Here is a 17073-nt window from a genome sequence, read left to right on the forward strand (position 1 = left end):
AGAACCGGACAGTTCGGGCAAGGAGAGCGAATGCGCGTAGTCGGAACGCTGGCAGCAGCCGCCATCGCGTTGGGCAGCCTGACGGCCTGCGACACGCTCCAGGGGGTCAGCGACACCGCGGACAAGGTGAAGCTGTGCGCCGACGCGGTTCAGCTGGTGGGCTTCTCGCCGGACATGAGCGACCCGCAGAAGGCGCTGGAGGACACCCAGGCCAAGGCGAAGGAGCTCGAGACGCTGGCGAACTCCGCGCCGGACGAGCAGGTGAAGAAGGCTCTCGAAGAAGCGGCCAACGGCATGCAGAACGTCAGCTCCGCGGCGGACTGGGTGCAGCAGAAGGCCGACCTCGTCGCGAAGGTGTCGGCCGCCTGCGGCGGATGAGCACTTGAGCCCTGTTGCGCTCCTCCGGTGGCGGCTTAGGCTTTAGCGCGTTCATCGCGCAGGCCTCACGCCGCACACCGGAGGTGTTGCAGCACCATGCAAGCAACAGTGGGTGACAGGCTTCACGTCCACAGCCGTTCCATCGGACTCGAGGAGCGCCTCGGCGAGATCCTCGAAGTGCGCGGGACCGACGGACATCCGCCGTACCTCGTCCGCTTCAACGACGGGCACGAAGGTCTGGTGTTCCCCGGACCCGACTGCGTCGTCGAGCCGCGGGGCTCCGTCTAACCCAGCACGGTCGCGATCAGCTCCTCGGCCAGCTGAGGAGTCGCTGCCGCCACGCCCGACCACCGGTGGGTCAGGTCGGGCTCGAACGTGAACGGCCGCCCGTGCAGGTCGACCAGCACCCCGCCCGCCGCGGGGACGGTGACCAGTGCCGTCGCGAGGTCCATGATGCGGTGCGTGTCGCTGCCGGGATCGATGAACGCGTCGACCGTGCCCTCCGCGACCAGCATGGTCTCCAGGCAGGTCGTGCACAGCACACGGATGCGGTCCGCGCTGTTCGCGATGCGCAGCCACGCGTCCTGAGTGCCTGTCTTCGGACGCATCAGGCACACGGACGCGCCCTTCAACGTCGTGCGGCCGGTGGTGCGGAACGCCGTCGGCACTCCTGCGCGCGCATGCCACGCACGGCCCGTGTCGAACCACGTCGTGAGGGCTTCTTTCGCCGTGCCGTCTTCCACGAGCGCGCCGGCGAAGCACGAGAGAGGCACGCCGAACGCGGCGTTCGCGGACCCGTCGACCGGGTCGATGACGAGGGTGATCGAGGAGCCGTTGTCGACGAACCCGGCCTCTTCGGAGAGCAGGTTCACGCGATTGCGGTGGATGGACTCCAGGATCGCGTCCTCGACGATGCGGTCGACGCGCATCGTCGGTGTTCCGTCGGCGCCGTCCGCGACTTCCTCGCGGAGTTCGAGGCGCGTGTGCAGAGTTCGGGCACGCCCGTACGCCGCTGACGCCGCGCGGGCGGCGTCAGCGAGCGCCGGGTGTACGTCATCGGAGAGCTGTGGCCGGGGAACGTCCCAAGGGATCAGCACGTTCCCCACCCTGCCACGAAGAACTCAGATCAGGCCGAGACCCTTGACCGCGTCGCGCTCCTCGACGAGCTCGGCGACCGAGGCGTCGATGCGGGCGCGCGAGAACTCGTCGATCTCCAGGCCCTGGATGATCTCGTACGAACCGCCCGAGGTGCGGACGGGGAACGACGAGATGATGCCCTCGGGCACGCCGTACGAGCCGTCCGACGGGATGGCCATCGAGGTCCACTCGGTGCCGTTGACCCAGTCGTAGATGTGGTCGATGGCGGCGTTCGCGGCAGACGCGGCGGAAGACGCGCCACGGGCCTCGATGATCGCCGCACCGCGCTTGGCGACGGTCGGGATGAAGTCGTTCTCGAGCCACGCCTGGTCGTTCACGGCCTCGGCGGCGGTCTTGTCGCCGACCTTGGCGTGGAACAGGTCCGGGTACTGGGTGGCCGAGTGGTTGCCCCAGATCGTCATGTTCTGGATGTCCGTGACCGCGACGCCCAGCTTCTTGGCGAGCTGCGACAGGGCGCGGTTGTGGTCCAGGCGCGTCATCGCGGTGAAGCGCTCGCGCGGGACGTCCGGCGCGTGCTGCTGGGCGATGAGGGCGTTGGTGTTGGCCGGGTTGCCGACCACGAGCACCTTCACGTCGTCCGCGGCGCCGGCGTTGATCGCCTCGCCCTGCGGCTTGAAGATGCCGCCGTTGGCCTCGAGCAGGTCGCCGCGCTCCATGCCCTTGGTGCGGGGGCGGGCGCCGACGAGCAGGGCCACGTTCACGCCGTCGAACGCGGTCTTCGCGTCGTCGGTGATCGTGATGCCCTTGAGCAGCGGGAAGGCGCAGTCGTCGAGCTCCATCGCGGTGCCCTCGGCGGCCTTCAGCGCCGGGGTGATCTCCAGCAGCCGCAGGTTGACCGGGGTGTCCGGGCCGAGCAGGTGGCCGGAAGCGATGCGGAACAGCAGTGCGTAGCCGATCTGGCCGGCGGCACCGGTGACAGTGACGTTCACGGGCGTGCGGGTCATGAGCCTTCCCGAATGACGGTCCTCGTTGACGTCGGGCAGGTCGCCCGGCGTCCCGCACGTTACCAACACGGGGGTTCTGCGAGAGTGTGAGAGTGGACAACCTGGTCGAAGAGGTCGGCGAGGACTACGCCGACGCCAACCTGCCTGATCAGCAGTGGGAGAAGCGGTCCTTCACCGACTGCGACTTCACCGAAGCCGATCTCCGCTCACTGGTGACGAGCGGGTGCACGTTCACCCGGTGCGACTTCACCCGGACGGACCTCGGCGAGTCGAGGCACCACGCGACGGCGTTCCGGCAGTGCACCTTCGACCGCACCGTGCTGACCCGCTCGTCGTTCGACTCGTGCAGCCTCATGGGGTCGAACTTCGTCGACTGCGTGCTGCGGCCGATCACCTTCACCGAGGTGGACTTCACGCTGGCGTCGTTCGTGAAGGCACCGCTGCACGACCTGAAGCTCGGTGGTCAGCGGTTCCGCGAGACGAACCTGAGCGAGGCCGACCTGCGCAACACCGACCTGAGCCAGGCCGACCTGATGGGCGCCCGGCTGCTCGACGCGAAGCTCGACGGCGCGGACCTGCGCGGGGCGAAGATCGACGCGAACGGGCTCCGGCAGGCGAAGCTCGCCGGAGCCCTGATCGACGTCGACACGGCGATCGCTTTCGCCGCGGCCTACGGCCTAGTTGTCAGCTGATCCCGTGATCTCCACCAGGACGCCGTCCGCGACCATCTCCTCGACGGCCTTCGGCAGCAGGTAGGCGGTGCCGCCGCCCGGCTGCTCGAACCACGGCACGGCCACGCCGGTCAGCACCTCGAGCGGGCGGCGCAACCGGTACACGCGGTACGGGCGGTTGATCCACGACGGCACGAGGCTGCGTTCCGGGAACGGCGTGCCCGCCACGTAGACGAGGTTGCCGGTCTGGTCGCCGTAGCGGTCGACCTCGGTGCCCGCCGGCAGCTCGAACATCTGCTTGTGGCGGAACAACGTGAGCGGCGGCTCGCCCGCGAGCGGCGAGATCGGGAACTTCCGCTTCGCCGGTTCCTCCTGCGCCACGGCGGCGGCGACCGGCGACGGTGCCTGCTGCGGTGCGGGAGGCGGCACGGACTGCACCTGCGTCGGGGCCGCGGCCTGCGGCATCGGCGCGGCCTGCGGCATCGGCGCGGGCGGGGTCTGCGGCGGCATCGGCGGGCGCTGCGGCGGCACGGGACGGCGCGGCGGTTCCTCGCGGAAGCCGTTGGTCATCGGCCGTTGCGGAGCGCCCCTCGGCGGGATCGTGCGGAAGTTGCCCAGCACCAGCCTGCCGATCAGGTACGCCGACGCGTCCTCGACCTTGTCGAACCGCACCGGGTTCTTGGGGCCGTGGTCGAACCAGGCGACCTCCCAGCTGTCGCCCTCGAGGCGCAGCGTCCAGGTGCGGTCGGCCGGTTCGCCGCCGATCCGGAACACGCCGTGCGGCACGTTCAGGTCGTCCAGCGCGCGGCGGGTGCCCGCCAGTTCGCGGTCCTCCTCCTGCGTGACCTGCCGCGGCGGCTTCACCGGTTCCGGTTCGGGCTCGGGTTCCGGCTCCGGTTCGGGCTCGTTGAACAGCGCCGCGTCGAACTGGGTGGTCTCCTCCGAACGCGTCGGAGCGGGCGCGACGGCCGCCACGGGCACGGCGGCGACCACGGGCGGAGCCTCGGGCTCCGGCTCGAAGTGCGAGTCGAGCCGGGAGTCGAAACGGGTCTCGAACTCCTCGTCGAACTTCGCCGCCTCGAACGACGTCGTCGACTCGATCTCCTCTTCGGCGAGGTCGGGCTCGTCCTCGGCGACCGGGACGACCGGGTGTTCCTCGGTGACCTCGGCCGGGCTCTCGAGCGGCTCGTCGAGGACCGGGCTCCACGCCATCGTGTCCTGCATGGCGTCGCGCGGGCGTTCCTCGGTCTCGGCCTCGATGTGGTCGGTGACCTCTGCTTCGCGGTGGTGCGTGAGGAGTTCTGGCTCCGCCTCGATGTGGTCGGTGAGCTCGGCCTCCCGGTGGTGCGTGAGGAGCTCGGGCTCGTCGGGCCCCGCGGTGGGGATCTCGGGTTCCTCGGGAACGTCCACGTCGTGACGTTCGTCCTCGGGTTCCGTTTCGTTCGGCTTCTCGGCGACGGGTTCCGGAGCGGCCTCGGGGACGACCTCGGCGGCCGGCTCCTCCTCCAGGTCGGCCGGGTGCGGCGCGAAGAGGTCCATGCCCGCGCCGTAGGTGTCGCGCAACGTCCTGTCGTCGACCGTGTCCGGCACGCCGTCGGAGTCGAAGACCACCCGGTAGGGCGGCCCGTCACCGGCGAGCGGCGGCGCGGCCACCGCGATCGTCTCGCCGAGGTCCGGCTCCGGCTCGGGCCGGGGCTGCTCGGCGGCGCGCGGCGGCTCCGGGTAGAGGGGCTCGAAGTCGTACTCCTCCTCCGGCTCCTCCGCCGCCTCCTGCTCGGCCTCGAACTTCGGCGCCGCGACGTACTGCGTCTCCTCGGCGGCGGGTTCGGGCTGCGGCTTGCGCTCCGGTTCGCGCTTCGGTTCGGGCTCGACCGGCACGGGCACCACGGTGCCGGGAGGCGCGGCGGGCGCCCCCAGGTTCGCGGCGGCGGCGAGCCTCGACTCCTCCGAGACCTCCGGCAGGGCGAACCCGGCTCCACGCGCGCGTTCGACCAGCTCGGGCTCGGGCGGCACGCCGTACTTGCGCAGGTAGTACGCGACCCCGGCGGGCCAGATCCACACACCGTCGGTCTGGAACCCGGACGGCACGACCGGCGGCGCGTCCGGGTGCAGCACGTCGTTGTCGAAGCCGCGTCCGGCCACGGCGACCGGGGCGTTCGACAGGTACGCGAGCAGCGGCGCGACCTCGGGTTCGGGCACCGGCGGCCGGTTGACCGACGGACGGCCGCCCGGTCCGGCGCCGTCGAACACGCGGACGGTGCGGAACGCCGGCGTCGGCGGGTTCAGCCTGCGGCGCAGCCAGTCGGGGACGTTCTCCTCGGCACGCGGGAAGAACCGCATCTCGTCGACGTACGCCTGCTGCGGAGGAGGCGTCTGCCAGCTCGGCTCGGCGCGGTCGAAGTCGAGGTTGTAGCTCGACGGGTGGTCGAGCTGGTAGCGGGCGTTGGTCCAGCTGCCACGGCCTTCGCGGTGCATGCCGGCACGCAGCCGCGCGAACAGCGAGGCCACCTCCTGCGGCGCCTGCCAGGCGCGCTTGCTCCCGTCCTGCAGGCGGAGCTCGGCCTCCAGTTCGAAGTACCGGCCGGTGGCTCGGTACTGGGCGATCACGCTTCGCCAGTCCTCTGGTGCGGCCCGCATCAGAGTCAGGCCGATCTGCTTGACGAGAGCGTCCTGCTCGGTCGGGTTCAACGGCTTCGGCTCGGACACGCCAACATCTTCCCCCGCAACTCGCCGGATCGCACACGTCCCCCGCCACTGCGCCGAACGGTGGAGGCCCGACCATAACGTGGTCGACGTGCAAGGTTAAAGCTGATCAAGAACACCCCTCGACCCCTCTGGAGGCGCTGTGACGCGGTCCGCGCAGGTGACCGGCGGTCTGCTGGCGGCGGCGGGCGGTGTGGCGATCGCGGTGCAGGCGCGCGTCAACGGTTCGCTCGCCCAGTCGCTCGGCAACGGGCTGGTGGCGGCGTTGATCTCGTTCGCCGGCGGGTGGTTCGTGCTGCTCGCGGTGGTCCTGACCCGACAGTCCGGCCGCGACGGCCTCCTGCGGCTGCGGGACGCGCTGCGCGGGCGCCGCATCCGCTGGTGGGAGTGCGTCGGCGGGATCAGCGGCGCGGTGCTGGTGGGCTCGCAGGGGCTCGCGGTCGCGACGATCGGTGTGGCGGTGTTCACGGTCGCGGTCGTGATCGGGCAGGTCGTGAGCAGCATGGTCGTGGACAACCTCGGGGTCGGGCCCGGCGAGCCGAAGCCGATCACGAGGACCCGTGTCGCCGGGGCGGCCGTCGGTGTCGTCGCCGTCACGATCGCGGTGTCGGACCAGTTCACGTCCCCCGGCGGGTTGTGGCTCGCGGTGCTGCCGCTGGTCGCGGGCCTGCTGATGGGCTGGCAGCAGGCGGTGAACGGGCTGGTGCGCGAGGCCGCCGACAACTCGATGGCGACGATCCTGGTGAACTTCAGCGTGGGCACGGCGGCGTTGCTGCTGGTCAACGCGGTGACGTGGAGCGGGGTCCCCGGTGAGTTCCCCTCTGGCTGGTGGCTCTACCTCGGCGGCCTGCTGGGCATCGTCGGTGTCGGTGGCGCGATCGTGTCGGTGCGGTTCATCGGCGTGCTGATGGTGGGTCTGTGCGGCGTGTGCGGCCAGCTCATCGGGGCCGTGCTGCTCGACGCGGTGAGCGGGCACCTGGCGTTGCCGACGCTCGTCGGCGTGGTGCTGACGCTGGTGTCGGTGGGCGTCGCCGCGCTGCCCAGTGGGAGGATGAGGGCGTGACTGCGACGCTGCTCAACGGCAACGAAACCCGGAACGCGCTGTTCGAGGACCTCAAGGCGCGGGTCGCCGCGCTGCCCGGCTCGGTCGGCCTGGCCACCGTGCTGGTCGGCGACGACCCCGGCTCGCACTCGTACGTCAAGGGCAAGCACCGCGCGTGCGAGAAGGTCGGCATCAAGTCGATCCGGCGCGACCTGCCCGAGTCGACGACGCAGGAGGAGCTGGAAGCCGTCATCGACGAGCTGAACGCGAACCCCGAGGTCACCGCGTACATCGTCCAGCTGCCGCTGCCGAAGCACCTGAACGCGAACGCGATCCTGGAGCGCATCGACCCGGCCAAGGACGGCGACGGCCTGCACCCCGTCAACCTCGGCAAGCTCGTGCTCGGCGAGGAGGCGGCGCTGCCCGCGACCCCGCGCGGCATCGTGGAGCTGCTGCGCCGCTACGACGTGCCGCTCGCCGGCGCGAACGTCACCGTGGTCGGCCGCGGCGTCACCGTGGGCCGCCCGATCGGCCTGCTGCTGACCCGCCGTTCCGAGAACGCCACCGTGACGCTGTGCCACACCGGCACGAAGGACCTGGCCGCCGAGGTGCGCCGCGCGGACATCGTGATCGCGGGCGCGGGCAGCCCCGGTCTGATCACGGCGGACATGGTCAAGCCCGGCGCGGCCGTCGTCGACGTCGGCATCACCCGCACCGAGGCGGGCCTCGTCGGCGACGTGGCCCCCGAGGTGCGCGAGGTCGCCGGCTGGCTCGCCCCGATCCCCGGTGGCGCCGGCCCGATGACGGTCGCGATGCTGCTCACCAACACCGTTGAAGCCGCCGAGCGCGCCCATGCAGCGGTCTGACGCGCAGGCGCTCATGGGCGAGACCCGCTGGCGTTCCGGTCCCGGCAAGCACCTGCCGTTCGCGCTGGTGCTGGGGGTCGGCGCGCTCGGGCTCGTGCGGATCTTCCAGTACCACTGGCGGCAGGGCGCCGTGCTGCTCGGCGTGTCGTTGCTGGTCGCGGCCGTGCTGCGGATCCTCGTGACCGACGAGCAGGCGGGTCTGATCAAGATCCGCGGCCGCGGTATGGACGCGTTCCTCTACTCGACGCTGGGCGTCGTGGTGATCGCCGTCGCCCTGACGATCACCGGCGGCCCGCTCAGCCGATAGCGCGGTCGACCAGGACCTCGACGAACTCGTCGAGGTCCACGGCTGACGCCGCCGCGTCCGGCAGCGTCAGCCGTTCGTAGATGAACCCCGTCATCGCGAAGTACAGGATCATGACGGCCATCCGGTCGCCCGGCAGCCCCGACTCCTCGTTGAACGCGACGTTGAACTCGATGCCCTCGGCCATCGTCTTCGTGAGCGAGGCCCGCAGGTCCGGCCTCCTCGTGGCCTCCAGCCGCAGCTCCATCATCGCGAGGTAGCACGCCTTGTCGGCGTCCGCCCGCTTGATGATGTCGTGCATGAACTTCAGGCTCAGCGCCTGGTCGCGCGGCGCGCTGAGCGACTCCGCGACCGACTCGTCCGACGGCATGAGCCTGATGTGCACGCGCATCATCACCGCGGACATCAGCTCGTCGCGGTTCGCGAAGTAGTTCGACGCCGTGCCCGCCGGCACCTCCGCCTTCGCGTCGATCGCGCGGTAGGTCAGCCCCCGCGCGCCCTCCTCGGCCAGGACGTCGATCGCCGCGTCCAGCAGGGCCGTGCGCCGTGCCTCGTTCCGGACCACGTTTCCTCCTTGACAACCACTACAGCCATAGTACTACAGTTGTCGTGGTTTACGCGACTGAGGGGATGATCGTTTTGCGAAAGCTCGTCTACTACGTGGCCGTCACGCTCGACGGGTACATCGCGGCCGAGGACGGGACCTTCGACGGGTTCGTCTTCGAGGGCGACCACATGGCCGGCATCAACGCGCACTACCCGGAGACGGTGCCCAGCCAGGCCCGTGACCTGGTCGGGCTGACCGACGCGCCGAACCGGCACTTCGACACGGTGCTGATGGGCCGCCACACCTACCAGGTGCCCGGCGGGCTGGCCTCGCCGTACGCGCACCTGCGCCAGTTCGTCGTCTCGGCACAGGTGAGCGACACGCCTGACGACGTCGAGGTGATCCACGAGGACGTCATCGGGCGCGTGCGGTCGCTCAAGCAGGAGGACGGTCTCGACATCTGGCTGTGCGGCGGCGGCAAGCTGGCCGCCGAACTGCTGCCCGAGATCGACGCGCTGCTGCTGAAGATCCACCCGGTGGTGTTCGGGCGCGGAATCCCGTTGTTCGACGGAAAAGCCGACATCAGGAAGTTCCGGCGCACCGACGCACGGCTGTTCGAGAGCGGAGTTTCGTTCATGACCTACGAACGCGCCTGAAATAAACGATTGACGGCGGGCCCGGCCCGCCGCAATACTCGTTGCACACACCGAGCCGAAAGGGGACCGCGATGACCAGCACGCCGCAGCGCCGACCGTCGTCGCGACCGTTCGCGCAGGTGAGCTCCTTGTAGTGGCGTGATGTCAGGCCACTGCGGGAGCCGCCCGTCGGGAAACCGACCAGGGCGGCTCTCTTTTTGTTGCGCATTTATCTTGCCCTTGTAGCTCAATGGAGAGAGTGCGGCGCTACGAACGCCGAGATTCAGGTTCGACTCCTGGCAGGGGTACTCGCGGATGCGAGGGAGACGGCAACCCGCCTCATTTGGGATGAGGAAACACCGCGTTCGACTCGCGGGCATCCGACAACTTGGAGTGGACACGGCGGATGGGCCGAACGAGGCCCATCCGTCACCCACAAGTCTGATCCGACCGTGCAACCTCCCCCGGACCGACGCGTCTTCTGTTTCGCTGAACCGAAACGAATCTGGGGGGATTCTCATGACCTGCGTCAGCCGTCGCACAGTCCTGCTCGCGGGCGCCACCGCGGCAGCCGCGACCGCCCTTCCGAACACCGGTGCCGCGCTCGCCGCGGCGTCGAGCGCGGCGAACCTGCCGGATGACGGCAGCTTCGTCACCATCATCGCGCACACGGACGACGACCTGCTGTTCATCAACCCGGACATCCAGCCGTCCGTCCTCTCCGGACTGCCGGTGCGGACGATCGTGCTGACCGCGGACCAGAACGAGGGGGCCGGAGGCCTCTCGCGCGAGGAACTGTCCGCGAGCGTCCAGGAGGGCCAGCGCTCCGCCTACGCGAAGCTCGCCGGCCAACCGAACAACTGGACCCGCGGCACCAAAGAGGTCGCGACCATGATCCTCGAGATCGACACCCTCGTCGGAGCGCCGAACGTCCAGTTGCTCTACCTCAACATCCCCGACGGCGGCGATCCGCTTCCCGAGCACAACGAGTCGCTCAAGAAGCTCTGGGAGGACCCGAACCACGTCGCACCGGTGATCATCCCGACGGGTGGGCCGGTCCAGGTCCAGCAGTGGTACAACCAGGCCGACGTGAACAACGTGCTCCTCGCGCTGCTCGAGGAGTTCCAGCCGACGATGATCCGCATCCAGGACCCGTCGCCGAACGACGGCTTCGCGGGCCAGTTCGACGAGCACAACGACCACATCCACGCGGCGAGGTTCGCGACGAGGGCCGTGAAGGCCTACGAAGGCACGGACGCCCGCGGCTTCGCACTGCTGACGCGGTACCGCTGCTACAACATCGGCGCGTCACCGATCAACGTGCCCGCGGCACTGGCCGGGCCGAAGTCCGAGGCCTACCAGGCCTATGCCGCGCACGACCCGGTCACCGGTCCCACGTTCGACGGCCACGTGTTCCGCAACTACCACCGGTGGCCGGTGGCAGCGCCGTGGGCGATCACCGACGGCACGGGCACGCTGCACGCGTTCGTCGCCGCCGGTGACTCGATCATGTGGTGGCACCAGCCCGTCAACGGCGCCTGGACCGGCCCCGTCCTGCTGCGCGCCGGCACGTTCGCACCGGGTGTCGCCGTGGCGCTCAACGGGTCGGGACTCGTGCACATCGCCGTGCTGGACCTGGACACCGGCTCGATCCTCGTGGCCGGCCAGTCCGCACCGGGCGGCGGCTTCGACACCTGGACCGACGTCGGCAACCCGGACGGCGCCACACCCGCACTGGGCACGCCGGGCCTCGTCCTCAGCGGCGACGGCGTCCTGGAACTGTTCGCCGTCAACGGGGCCAACGGCATCAGCAACGCCTGGCAGAACCCCGACGGCTCGTTCAGCGGCTGGATCGCGCTGTCCGGCAACACCGCCATGATCGTGTCGCCACCCGTCGGCCTCACCTCGACGACCGGCCGCCTGCACCTGTTCGGCGACGCCAACGGCCAGGTCGACCACTGGGAGCAGAACCCCGGCGCGTCACTCGCGTACAAGTCCATCGGCGCTGTGGAGTGCACCCACGCACCAAGCTTCACCATGGACGGCAACAAGGTCCGCGTGCTCGTCCGCGAACACACCGACGGCGCCATCGGCACGGTCGCCGAGGGCTCGAGCAACGGCACGTTCAGCGCACTCGCCCACCTCGGCGGGCAGGGCGGCGTCGGCCCGGTCTCCGCGGTGACGTCCGGCGGTTCGGCTGCCCGTGTGCTGGCGTTCGCGCGCAACGACGGGTACGGCATCAGCGTGGCGCGTCAGACTTCCGGTGACACGTTCGCGCCTTGGGAAGACCTTGGCGGGTACGCGGAGATCGGGCCTGCTGCCGTCCGTGACGCCATGGGGTTCGTGCGGGTGCTGGTCGTCGGGCCGGACGCGAAGCTGTACGAGCGGAAGCAGACCTCGGTGGGGCCTTCGGGCGCGTTCGGCACCTGGCAGGTCTGCGGGAGCTGAATGAGCAACGGCCGGGCACGAGGTGCCCGGCCGTTCAACTCCTGGCTCCTGCTCCAGTGGCTGTGCAGGACGAGGCTCGCCGAATCAGCAGACCTGTTTCACGAACGACGTCCAGGCGGCCGAGGAGACCCGCATGACGGGCTGGTCGGCACGCCGGTCCTTGCTGTCGCGCACCAAGACGCTGTGAGCACCCAGGTTGACCTCGACACAACTACCCGAAGCATTGGTGTAGCTGCTCGTGAACCATCCGCTCCACTCGCGGGGGGACGCCGAGACCTTCTGGCCGATCAATCCAGCTCCTCAATGCACTGTTGAATTTTTTCCAGGGACTTCTGGGGGGAGAGCGTGCGTTCGAGCGCACTCTCGTAGGTGTTGCTGATCTCCGCCACCCGAACGGCGTCGAAAGTGATGTCCCTCGTCGTGACGGTCTCCTGGAACATCACGGTCGGCAGCCTGTCGCCGGGGAAGTCGAGCAGGTGAATGGTCGCCGCGCCGAACAGCCCGCACGCCTTCGCCGTGAACGGGATGATGCGAACCTCGAGGCCGGCCCTGTTCCCCTCGATGCTGCGCACCAGGTGTTCCAACTGGCGACGCAGCACGGCGGGCCCGCCGATCTGCTGCCGGAGCGCCGCCTCACTCATGACCGCGACCACCCGCAGTGGCGCTTCTCCGGTGAGTCGTTCCTGACGCCGAACTCGGACCTCGACGCGCTGATCCACATCAACCGGACGAATGGTGCCGTCCGGCTCCATGATCCCCCTGGTGTACTCCTCCGTCTGGAGCATGCCCGGGATGAGGAGGCTCTCGTAGTACCGAATCCTCTCGGCGCCGGCCTCAAGACCGATGAGCCGCTGGAGATCGCCGTCCAGCAACGTCCCGTACTGCGTCCACCAGCCACGTTCCTTGGCCGCCAGGCGCAGGTCGAGCAGTTCCGGCCGCTCGTCCTCGTCGAACTCGAGGAGGTCCAAGGCCGCGACCAGGTTCTCCTCGGAGAGGATCTTGCGCTCGTTCTCGACCGCGGACCAGTAGTTGCGGGTGAAACCCAGCGCACTGGTGATGGCGCTGACCTCGATCTTCTTCCTCTCCCGCTGCTCCCTCAACCGGAGCGCGAGTTCCCAGCCAGCGACGACGGGTGATGCCGGACTCGGCATGACCTCCCCCTTCGGCGGCATCTGCTCAGGTGAACCTGCACAGGTATATCACGCGGTTCATCAAACTGGTCCTCTTTCAGGTTACGGTAACCACACAATCATCTGGTTACTCTGGCGCAGGCCCGAACCACCGCCTTATCGTCGCCACGAGGTTGCATTCTGCGGAACGACGCTTGCCACCCGAGGCGCAAGGGGAGAGAGCGATGACGAGCGGGCCCTTACCCGAGGCGGTGCGCCTCTCGGGACACAGCGATCTGCTGGTGGAGACCGAAGACGAACGCCTGTTGCTCAACACGGCGCACTGCACGATCATCGCGGCGGACATCGAGGGTTTCGGGCAGCACCACAGGAACAACGCCAACCAGGTCCGGCTCCGGCACGGCATGTACGAGGCGATGCGCGCCTCCTTCGACGCCGCCGGCATCCCCTGGTCCGAGTGCCGCCGCGAGGACAGAGGAGACGGCGTGCTCGTCCTCGCCTCCGCGGACGTGCGCAAGAGGTTGTTCGCGGACCACCTCCCGGACGCGCTGGTCGAGGCGTTGTCATCGCACAACCGGCTGCACCCGCCGAGGGAACGGATACGGCTGCGGCTCGCCCTGCACGCGGGCGAGGTCAACTTCGACCTGCACGGTGTGACCGGGTCCGCCATCAACCACACCTTCCGACTGCTTGACTCCGACGTCCTCAAAACCGCCCTGGGCAGCTCCTCGGCGGCCCTCGCGATCATCAGCTCGGCCTGGTTCTTCGACGACGTCATCCGGCACAACGAGCTGAGCCGCGCCAAGACGTACCGCCAGGTGGAAGCGGTGAACAAGGAGACGCAGACCCAGGCCTGGATCCGCCTGCTCCGGCCACCGGTGGTCCGCCACCTGCGGCCGCGCGACACCAGGAGCGCCTGAGGTCAGCGGAAGTCCCTCGACTTCGACGGGATGCGCAGGTCGAGGTGCTGCAGGCGGTCCGCCAGCACGCTGACCACGCCCTCCGCCGACTCCACCACGCCCCGCACGAGCATCGCGCCGCTGCTCCGCGCCACCCGCCGGTACCGCGCCCACAGTCCCGGCGAGCACACGACGTTCACCATCCCCGTCTCGTCCTCGATGTTCAGGAACGTGACGCCGCCCGCGGTCGCCGGACGCTGCCGGTGTGTGACCGCGCCGCCGATCAGCACTCGCGTGCCTGGTTCGACATCGCCCAGCGCGGTCACCGGGAGTGCACCCATCGAGTCCAATGTGGACCGCACGAACTGGGTCGGGAAGCTGTCCGGGGACAGGCCCGTGGCCCAGACGTCCGCCACGGCCAGCTCCACGTCGTCCATGCCGGGCAGTGCGGGCGCGTCCACGCCCACGACGGTGCCCGGTAGGCGGTCGGACCTGATGGCGGCCACGGCGCCCGCGGCCCAGAGCGCCTCGCGGCGTTCCAGGCCGAAGCAGGCGAACGCGCCCGCTGTGGCCAGGGCCTCCACCTGGGTGGCGGTGAGCTGGACGCGGGTGCCGAAGTCCTCCATGTCGCGGAACGGTTGTGCGGCAACGATCTTCTCGGCGTCCGCGTCTCCCACGCCGCGGATCGCGGCCAGGCCGATGCGGACGGCCTGCGCTCCCTCGCACGGTTCCAGGCCCGCCCAAGGCAGTGAGCGGTTCACGCACGGGCCGTGGACCGTCACGCCGTGGCGGCGGGCGTCGATCACCAGTGACTGCGGTGAGTAGAAGCCCATCGGCTGGGCCCTGAGCAGGGCCGCGCAGAAGGCCGCCGGGTGGTAGAGCTTGAACCACGCGCTCACGAACACCAGGTGCGCGAACGACAGGGCGTGCGACTCCGGGAAGCCGAAGTTGGCGAACGCCAGCAGTTTCGCGTAGATGCGGCCGGCGAGTTCCTCACCGATGCCGTTCTGGGCGCAGCCCTCGTAGAAGCGGTCGCGCAGGCGTTCCATGCGGGCGGTGGAACGCTTGGCGCCCATCGCGCGGCGCAGTTCGTCGGCCTCGGCCGCGGTGAAGTCCGCCACGTCCACCGCGATCTGCATGAGCTGTTCCTGGAACAGGGGCACGCCGTAGGTCTTCTTCAGCGCGTTCTCCAGCAACGGGTGGTCGTAGTCCCACTTCTCGGTCCCGTTGCGGCGCCGGATGTACGGGTGCACCGAGCCGCCCTGGATCGGGCCCGGCCTGATCAGCGCGACCTCGACGACCAGGTCGTAGAACTCGCGCGGCTTCAACCTGGGCAGCGTCGCCATCTGCGCGCGGCTCTCCACCTGGAAGACGCCCACGGAGTCGGCTTTCTGCAGCATCTCGTAGACGCGCTGGTCGTTGAGGTCGAGGTGCCCGATGTCGACCTCGACGCCCTCGTGGTCGCGGACCAGGTCGATGGCGTAGTGCAGCGCGGAGAGCATGCCGAGGCCGAGCAGGTCGAACTTCACCAGGCCGATGGACGCGCAGTCGTCCTTGTCCCACTGCAGGACCGTGCGCTTGTCCATGCGCGCCTTCTCCACCGGGCACACCTCGCTGACGGCGCGGTCGCAGATCACCATGCCGCCGGAGTGGATGCCGAGGTGACGTGGGAAGTTCTCCAGCTGTGCGGACAGCTCCAGCACGTCACGCGGGATGTCGCAGTCGTCGGTGGTGACGCCGAGCGGGCCCCACCTGTCGATCTGCTTGCTCCACGCGTCCTGCTGGCCCGGCGAGTGGCCGAGCGCGCGGGCCATGTCGCGCACCGCGGAACGGGCGCGGTAGGTGATGACGTTCGCGACCTGCGCCGCGTGCCTGCGCCCGTACTTGGAGTAGACGTGCTGGATGACCTCCTCGCGCCGGTCGGACTCGATGTCGACGTCGATGTCGGGAGGGCCGTCGCGGGCGGGCGCGAGGAACCGTTCGAAGAGCAGCTCGAAGCGGACCGCGTCGACGTTGGTGATGCCGAGCGCGAAGCACACCGCGGAGTTCGCCGCGCTGCCCCTGCCCTGGCAGAGGATGTCGTTGTCCTTGCAGAACTTCACGATGTCGTGCACGACGAGGAAGTAGCCGGGGAAGCCGAGCTGCTCGATGATCCGGAGCTCGTGCTCGATCTGCCGGTACGCCTTCTCGTGGTGGTCGCCGTACCGGCGGCGCGCGCCCTCGTAGGTGAGCTCGCGCAGCCAGCTGATCTCGGTGTGGCCGCGGGGCACGTCGAACGGCGGCAGCTTCGGCGCGACCAGCCTCAGGTCGAACGCCAGTTGCATGCCGAGCAACGCGGCGTTGTGCACGGCACCGGGAAAGCGGCGGAACCGGTGGAACATCTCCTCGCCGCTGCGCAGGAACGCGGCGGGGGACGGCGGCAACCAGCCGGCCATGTCGTCGAGACTGCTCCGCGCGCGCACGGCGGCCATCGCGGCGGCGAGCCTGCCACGGCTCGGCGTCGCGTAGTGCGCCGCATTCGTTGCCACGACGGGGAGTTGCAGCTTCTGCGCCATCGCGTTGAGGATGTCGTTGCGCCTGCTGTCCTCCGGCAGGCCGTGGTCGGTCAGCTCGACGTAGACGCGTCCCTTGCCGAACATGTCGGTGAGCTTGACGATCTCCTCGAACGCCGCCTCCGGGCCTTCTCGCGCGAGTGCCCGGCGGACGGTTCCCTTGCGGCAGCCCGTGAGCACGACGACGTCGCCCTTGGTGTCGGCCACGACCTGGTCGACGTCGTAGACGGGCTTGCCCTTCTCGGCGCCGTCGTCGAGGTGGCCGGTGGTGAGCGTGCGGCACAGCGCGTGGTAGCCCTCCTGCTTGCGCGCCAGGAGGAGCAGGTGGTCGCCCTCGGGGTCCGGTTCGCCGTTGGCGGGCCTGCTCAGACCGATGCTCAGCTCGGCGCCGAAGATCGTGTGCATGCCGAGCTCCTTGGCGGCCTCGGCGAACCGCACCACGCCGTACATGCCGTCGTGGTCGGTGATCGCGATGGCGTCGAGCTTGAGCCGTTGCGCCTCCTCGACCAGCTCCTCCGGGTGGCTCGCGCCGTCGAGCCAGCTGAAGTTGGAGTGGCAGTGCAGTTCCGCGTACGGCACGCGCTTGCGGGTGACCGCCATCTCGTCCGCGCGCAGCCGGAAACCCGGCGGGGCGGTGTACCGGTCGCGGCGCCACGACCACGCCGGGCTGTCGCCGCCGTCGGGTTTCTGCTTGCCCGGCTTGCCGGAGAGAGCCCGCTCCAGCTCGCCCCAGCGGACGGGCGGGTTATTCCAGCCCATCGATTTCCTTGCGAGGCAACGGAATCAACGTCTCCAG

The 17073-nt window shown here is 69.6% G+C and carries 16 protein-coding genes and 1 tRNA gene; 10 read left to right on the forward strand and 7 right to left on the reverse strand.

The features are described 5' to 3' along the window. The first annotated feature begins 30 nt into the window (after positions 1 to 30). Complete coding sequence (locus BMY74_RS13130) at positions 31 to 378, forward strand: hypothetical protein (protein WP_089914991.1); 348 nt, start codon at positions 31 to 33, stop codon at positions 376 to 378. A 96-nt stretch (positions 379 to 474) separates the two neighbouring features. Next, the gene (locus BMY74_RS13135) at positions 475 to 666 is read left to right on the forward strand and encodes a DUF1918 domain-containing protein (RefSeq protein WP_089914994.1); all 192 of its coding nucleotides are present in this window, start codon (positions 475 to 477) and stop codon (positions 664 to 666) included. Here the strand turns inward: BMY74_RS13135 and BMY74_RS13140 are convergent. After that, positions 663 to 1475, reverse strand: a complete 813-nt coding sequence (locus BMY74_RS13140; RefSeq protein WP_089915713.1) for an inositol monophosphatase family protein — start codon at positions 1473 to 1475, stop codon at positions 663 to 665. The two genes, BMY74_RS13135 and BMY74_RS13140, sit on opposite strands and share 4 nt — an antisense overlap. A gap of 24 nt (positions 1476 to 1499) precedes the next feature. After that, entirely contained in the window at positions 1500 to 2480 is a 981-nt protein-coding gene (locus tag BMY74_RS13145) for a malate dehydrogenase (RefSeq protein ID WP_089914997.1), read from the reverse strand. 92 nt (positions 2481 to 2572) lie between these two features. Between BMY74_RS13145 and BMY74_RS13150 the strand changes: the two genes are divergently transcribed. After that, positions 2573 to 3172: a pentapeptide repeat-containing protein gene (locus BMY74_RS13150; RefSeq protein WP_425434834.1), complete on the forward strand. Its 600-nt coding sequence runs from the start codon at positions 2573 to 2575 to the stop codon at positions 3170 to 3172. On the opposite strand, the gene BMY74_RS13155 is transcribed toward BMY74_RS13150, so the two are convergent. Beyond that, complete coding sequence (locus tag BMY74_RS13155) at positions 3158 to 5857, reverse strand: TNT domain-containing protein (protein WP_089915000.1); 2700 nt, start codon at positions 5855 to 5857, stop codon at positions 3158 to 3160. The two genes, BMY74_RS13150 and BMY74_RS13155, sit on opposite strands and share 15 nt — an antisense overlap. A gap of 139 nt (positions 5858 to 5996) precedes the next feature. Here BMY74_RS13155 and BMY74_RS13160 point away from each other — a divergent pair, with 139 nt between their 5' ends. The 3 genes from BMY74_RS13160 to BMY74_RS13170 are packed head-to-tail and all read left to right on the forward strand — an operon-like array spanning position 5997 to position 8069. Continuing rightward, on the forward strand, positions 5997 to 6917 hold the full coding sequence (locus BMY74_RS13160; RefSeq protein ID WP_089915003.1) for a DMT family transporter: 921 nt from the start codon (positions 5997 to 5999) through the stop codon (positions 6915 to 6917). Continuing rightward, on the forward strand, positions 6914 to 7762 hold the full coding sequence (locus BMY74_RS13165) for a bifunctional methylenetetrahydrofolate dehydrogenase/methenyltetrahydrofolate cyclohydrolase (protein WP_089915006.1): 849 nt from the start codon (positions 6914 to 6916) through the stop codon (positions 7760 to 7762). The genes BMY74_RS13160 and BMY74_RS13165 overlap by 4 nt, the downstream gene beginning before the upstream one ends. Next, on the forward strand, positions 7749 to 8069 hold the full coding sequence (locus tag BMY74_RS13170; protein WP_371927508.1) for a DUF3017 domain-containing protein: 321 nt from the start codon (positions 7749 to 7751) through the stop codon (positions 8067 to 8069). The genes BMY74_RS13165 and BMY74_RS13170 overlap by 14 nt, the downstream gene beginning before the upstream one ends. On the opposite strand, the gene BMY74_RS13175 is transcribed toward BMY74_RS13170, so the two are convergent. Next, positions 8059 to 8631, reverse strand: coding sequence for a TetR/AcrR family transcriptional regulator (locus BMY74_RS13175; protein ID WP_089915009.1), 573 nt, complete (start codon positions 8629 to 8631; stop codon positions 8059 to 8061). The two genes, BMY74_RS13170 and BMY74_RS13175, sit on opposite strands and share 11 nt — an antisense overlap. A 65-nt stretch (positions 8632 to 8696) precedes the next feature. Between BMY74_RS13175 and BMY74_RS13180 the strand changes: the two genes are divergently transcribed. The 3 genes from BMY74_RS13180 (at position 8697) to BMY74_RS13190 (ending at position 11696) form a co-directional block, all read left to right on the forward strand. After that, positions 8697 to 9269 (forward strand): dihydrofolate reductase family protein, encoded by a 573-nt coding sequence (locus BMY74_RS13180; RefSeq protein WP_342716758.1) that lies wholly within the window; start codon positions 8697 to 8699, stop codon positions 9267 to 9269. A 215-nt stretch (positions 9270 to 9484) separates the two neighbouring features. Beyond that, positions 9485 to 9556, forward strand: a tRNA-Arg gene (locus tag BMY74_RS13185). A gap of 211 nt (positions 9557 to 9767) precedes the next feature. Continuing rightward, positions 9768 to 11696 (forward strand): DUF8189 domain-containing protein, encoded by a 1929-nt coding sequence (locus BMY74_RS13190; RefSeq protein WP_177229724.1) that lies wholly within the window; start codon positions 9768 to 9770, stop codon positions 11694 to 11696. 84 nt (positions 11697 to 11780) lie between these two features. Here the strand turns inward: BMY74_RS13190 and BMY74_RS13195 are convergent, their stop codons facing one another. After that, complete coding sequence (locus BMY74_RS13195; protein ID WP_245786093.1) at positions 11781 to 11987, reverse strand: DUF397 domain-containing protein; 207 nt, start codon at positions 11985 to 11987, stop codon at positions 11781 to 11783. After that, positions 11984 to 12847 (reverse strand): helix-turn-helix domain-containing protein, encoded by an 864-nt coding sequence (locus BMY74_RS13200; protein ID WP_089915728.1) that lies wholly within the window; start codon positions 12845 to 12847, stop codon positions 11984 to 11986. The genes BMY74_RS13195 and BMY74_RS13200 overlap by 4 nt, the downstream gene beginning before the upstream one ends. A gap of 203 nt (positions 12848 to 13050) precedes the next feature. Between BMY74_RS13200 and BMY74_RS13205 the strand changes: the two genes are divergently transcribed. After that, entirely contained in the window at positions 13051 to 13746 is a 696-nt protein-coding gene (locus tag BMY74_RS13205) for a hypothetical protein (protein WP_143091561.1), read from the forward strand. Positions 13747 to 13748: 2 nt separating this feature from the next. On the opposite strand, the gene BMY74_RS13210 is transcribed toward BMY74_RS13205, so the two are convergent. After that, a complete protein-coding gene (locus tag BMY74_RS13210; protein WP_089915017.1) occupies positions 13749 to 17036 on the reverse strand; it encodes an error-prone DNA polymerase in 3288 nt (1095 codons plus the stop codon). Positions 17037 to 17073: the final 37 nt, after the last annotated feature.

Source organism: Lentzea albida, from assembly GCF_900111005.1.
In the GTDB taxonomy this organism is placed as follows: Bacteria; Actinomycetota; Actinomycetes; order Mycobacteriales; family Pseudonocardiaceae; genus Lentzea; species Lentzea albida.

What these genes read in the sequence shown, in the direction of transcription:
- BMY74_RS13130 (WP_089914991.1), top strand. Translation starts at nt 31, where the DNA reads ATGCGCGTAGTCGGAACGCTGGCAGCAGCCGCCATCGCGTTGGGCAGC.
- BMY74_RS13135 (WP_089914994.1), top strand. Translation starts at nt 475, where the DNA reads ATGCAAGCAACAGTGGGTGACAGGCTTCACGTCCACAGCCGTTCCATC.
- BMY74_RS13145 (WP_089914997.1), bottom strand. Translation starts at nt 2,480, where the DNA reads ATGACCCGCACGCCCGTGAACGTCACTGTCACCGGTGCCGCCGGCCAG.
- BMY74_RS13170 (WP_371927508.1), top strand. Translation starts at nt 7,749, where the DNA reads ATGCAGCGGTCTGACGCGCAGGCGCTCATGGGCGAGACCCGCTGGCGT.
- BMY74_RS13180 (WP_342716758.1), top strand. Translation starts at nt 8,697, where the DNA reads ATGATCGTTTTGCGAAAGCTCGTCTACTACGTGGCCGTCACGCTCGAC.
- BMY74_RS13190 (WP_177229724.1), top strand. Translation starts at nt 9,768, where the DNA reads ATGACCTGCGTCAGCCGTCGCACAGTCCTGCTCGCGGGCGCCACCGCG.
- BMY74_RS13200 (WP_089915728.1), bottom strand. Translation starts at nt 12,847, where the DNA reads ATGCCGAGTCCGGCATCACCCGTCGTCGCTGGCTGGGAACTCGCGCTC.
- BMY74_RS13205 (WP_143091561.1), top strand. Translation starts at nt 13,051, where the DNA reads ATGACGAGCGGGCCCTTACCCGAGGCGGTGCGCCTCTCGGGACACAGC.
- BMY74_RS13210 (WP_089915017.1), bottom strand. Translation starts at nt 17,036, where the DNA reads ATGGGCTGGAATAACCCGCCCGTCCGCTGGGGCGAGCTGGAGCGGGCT.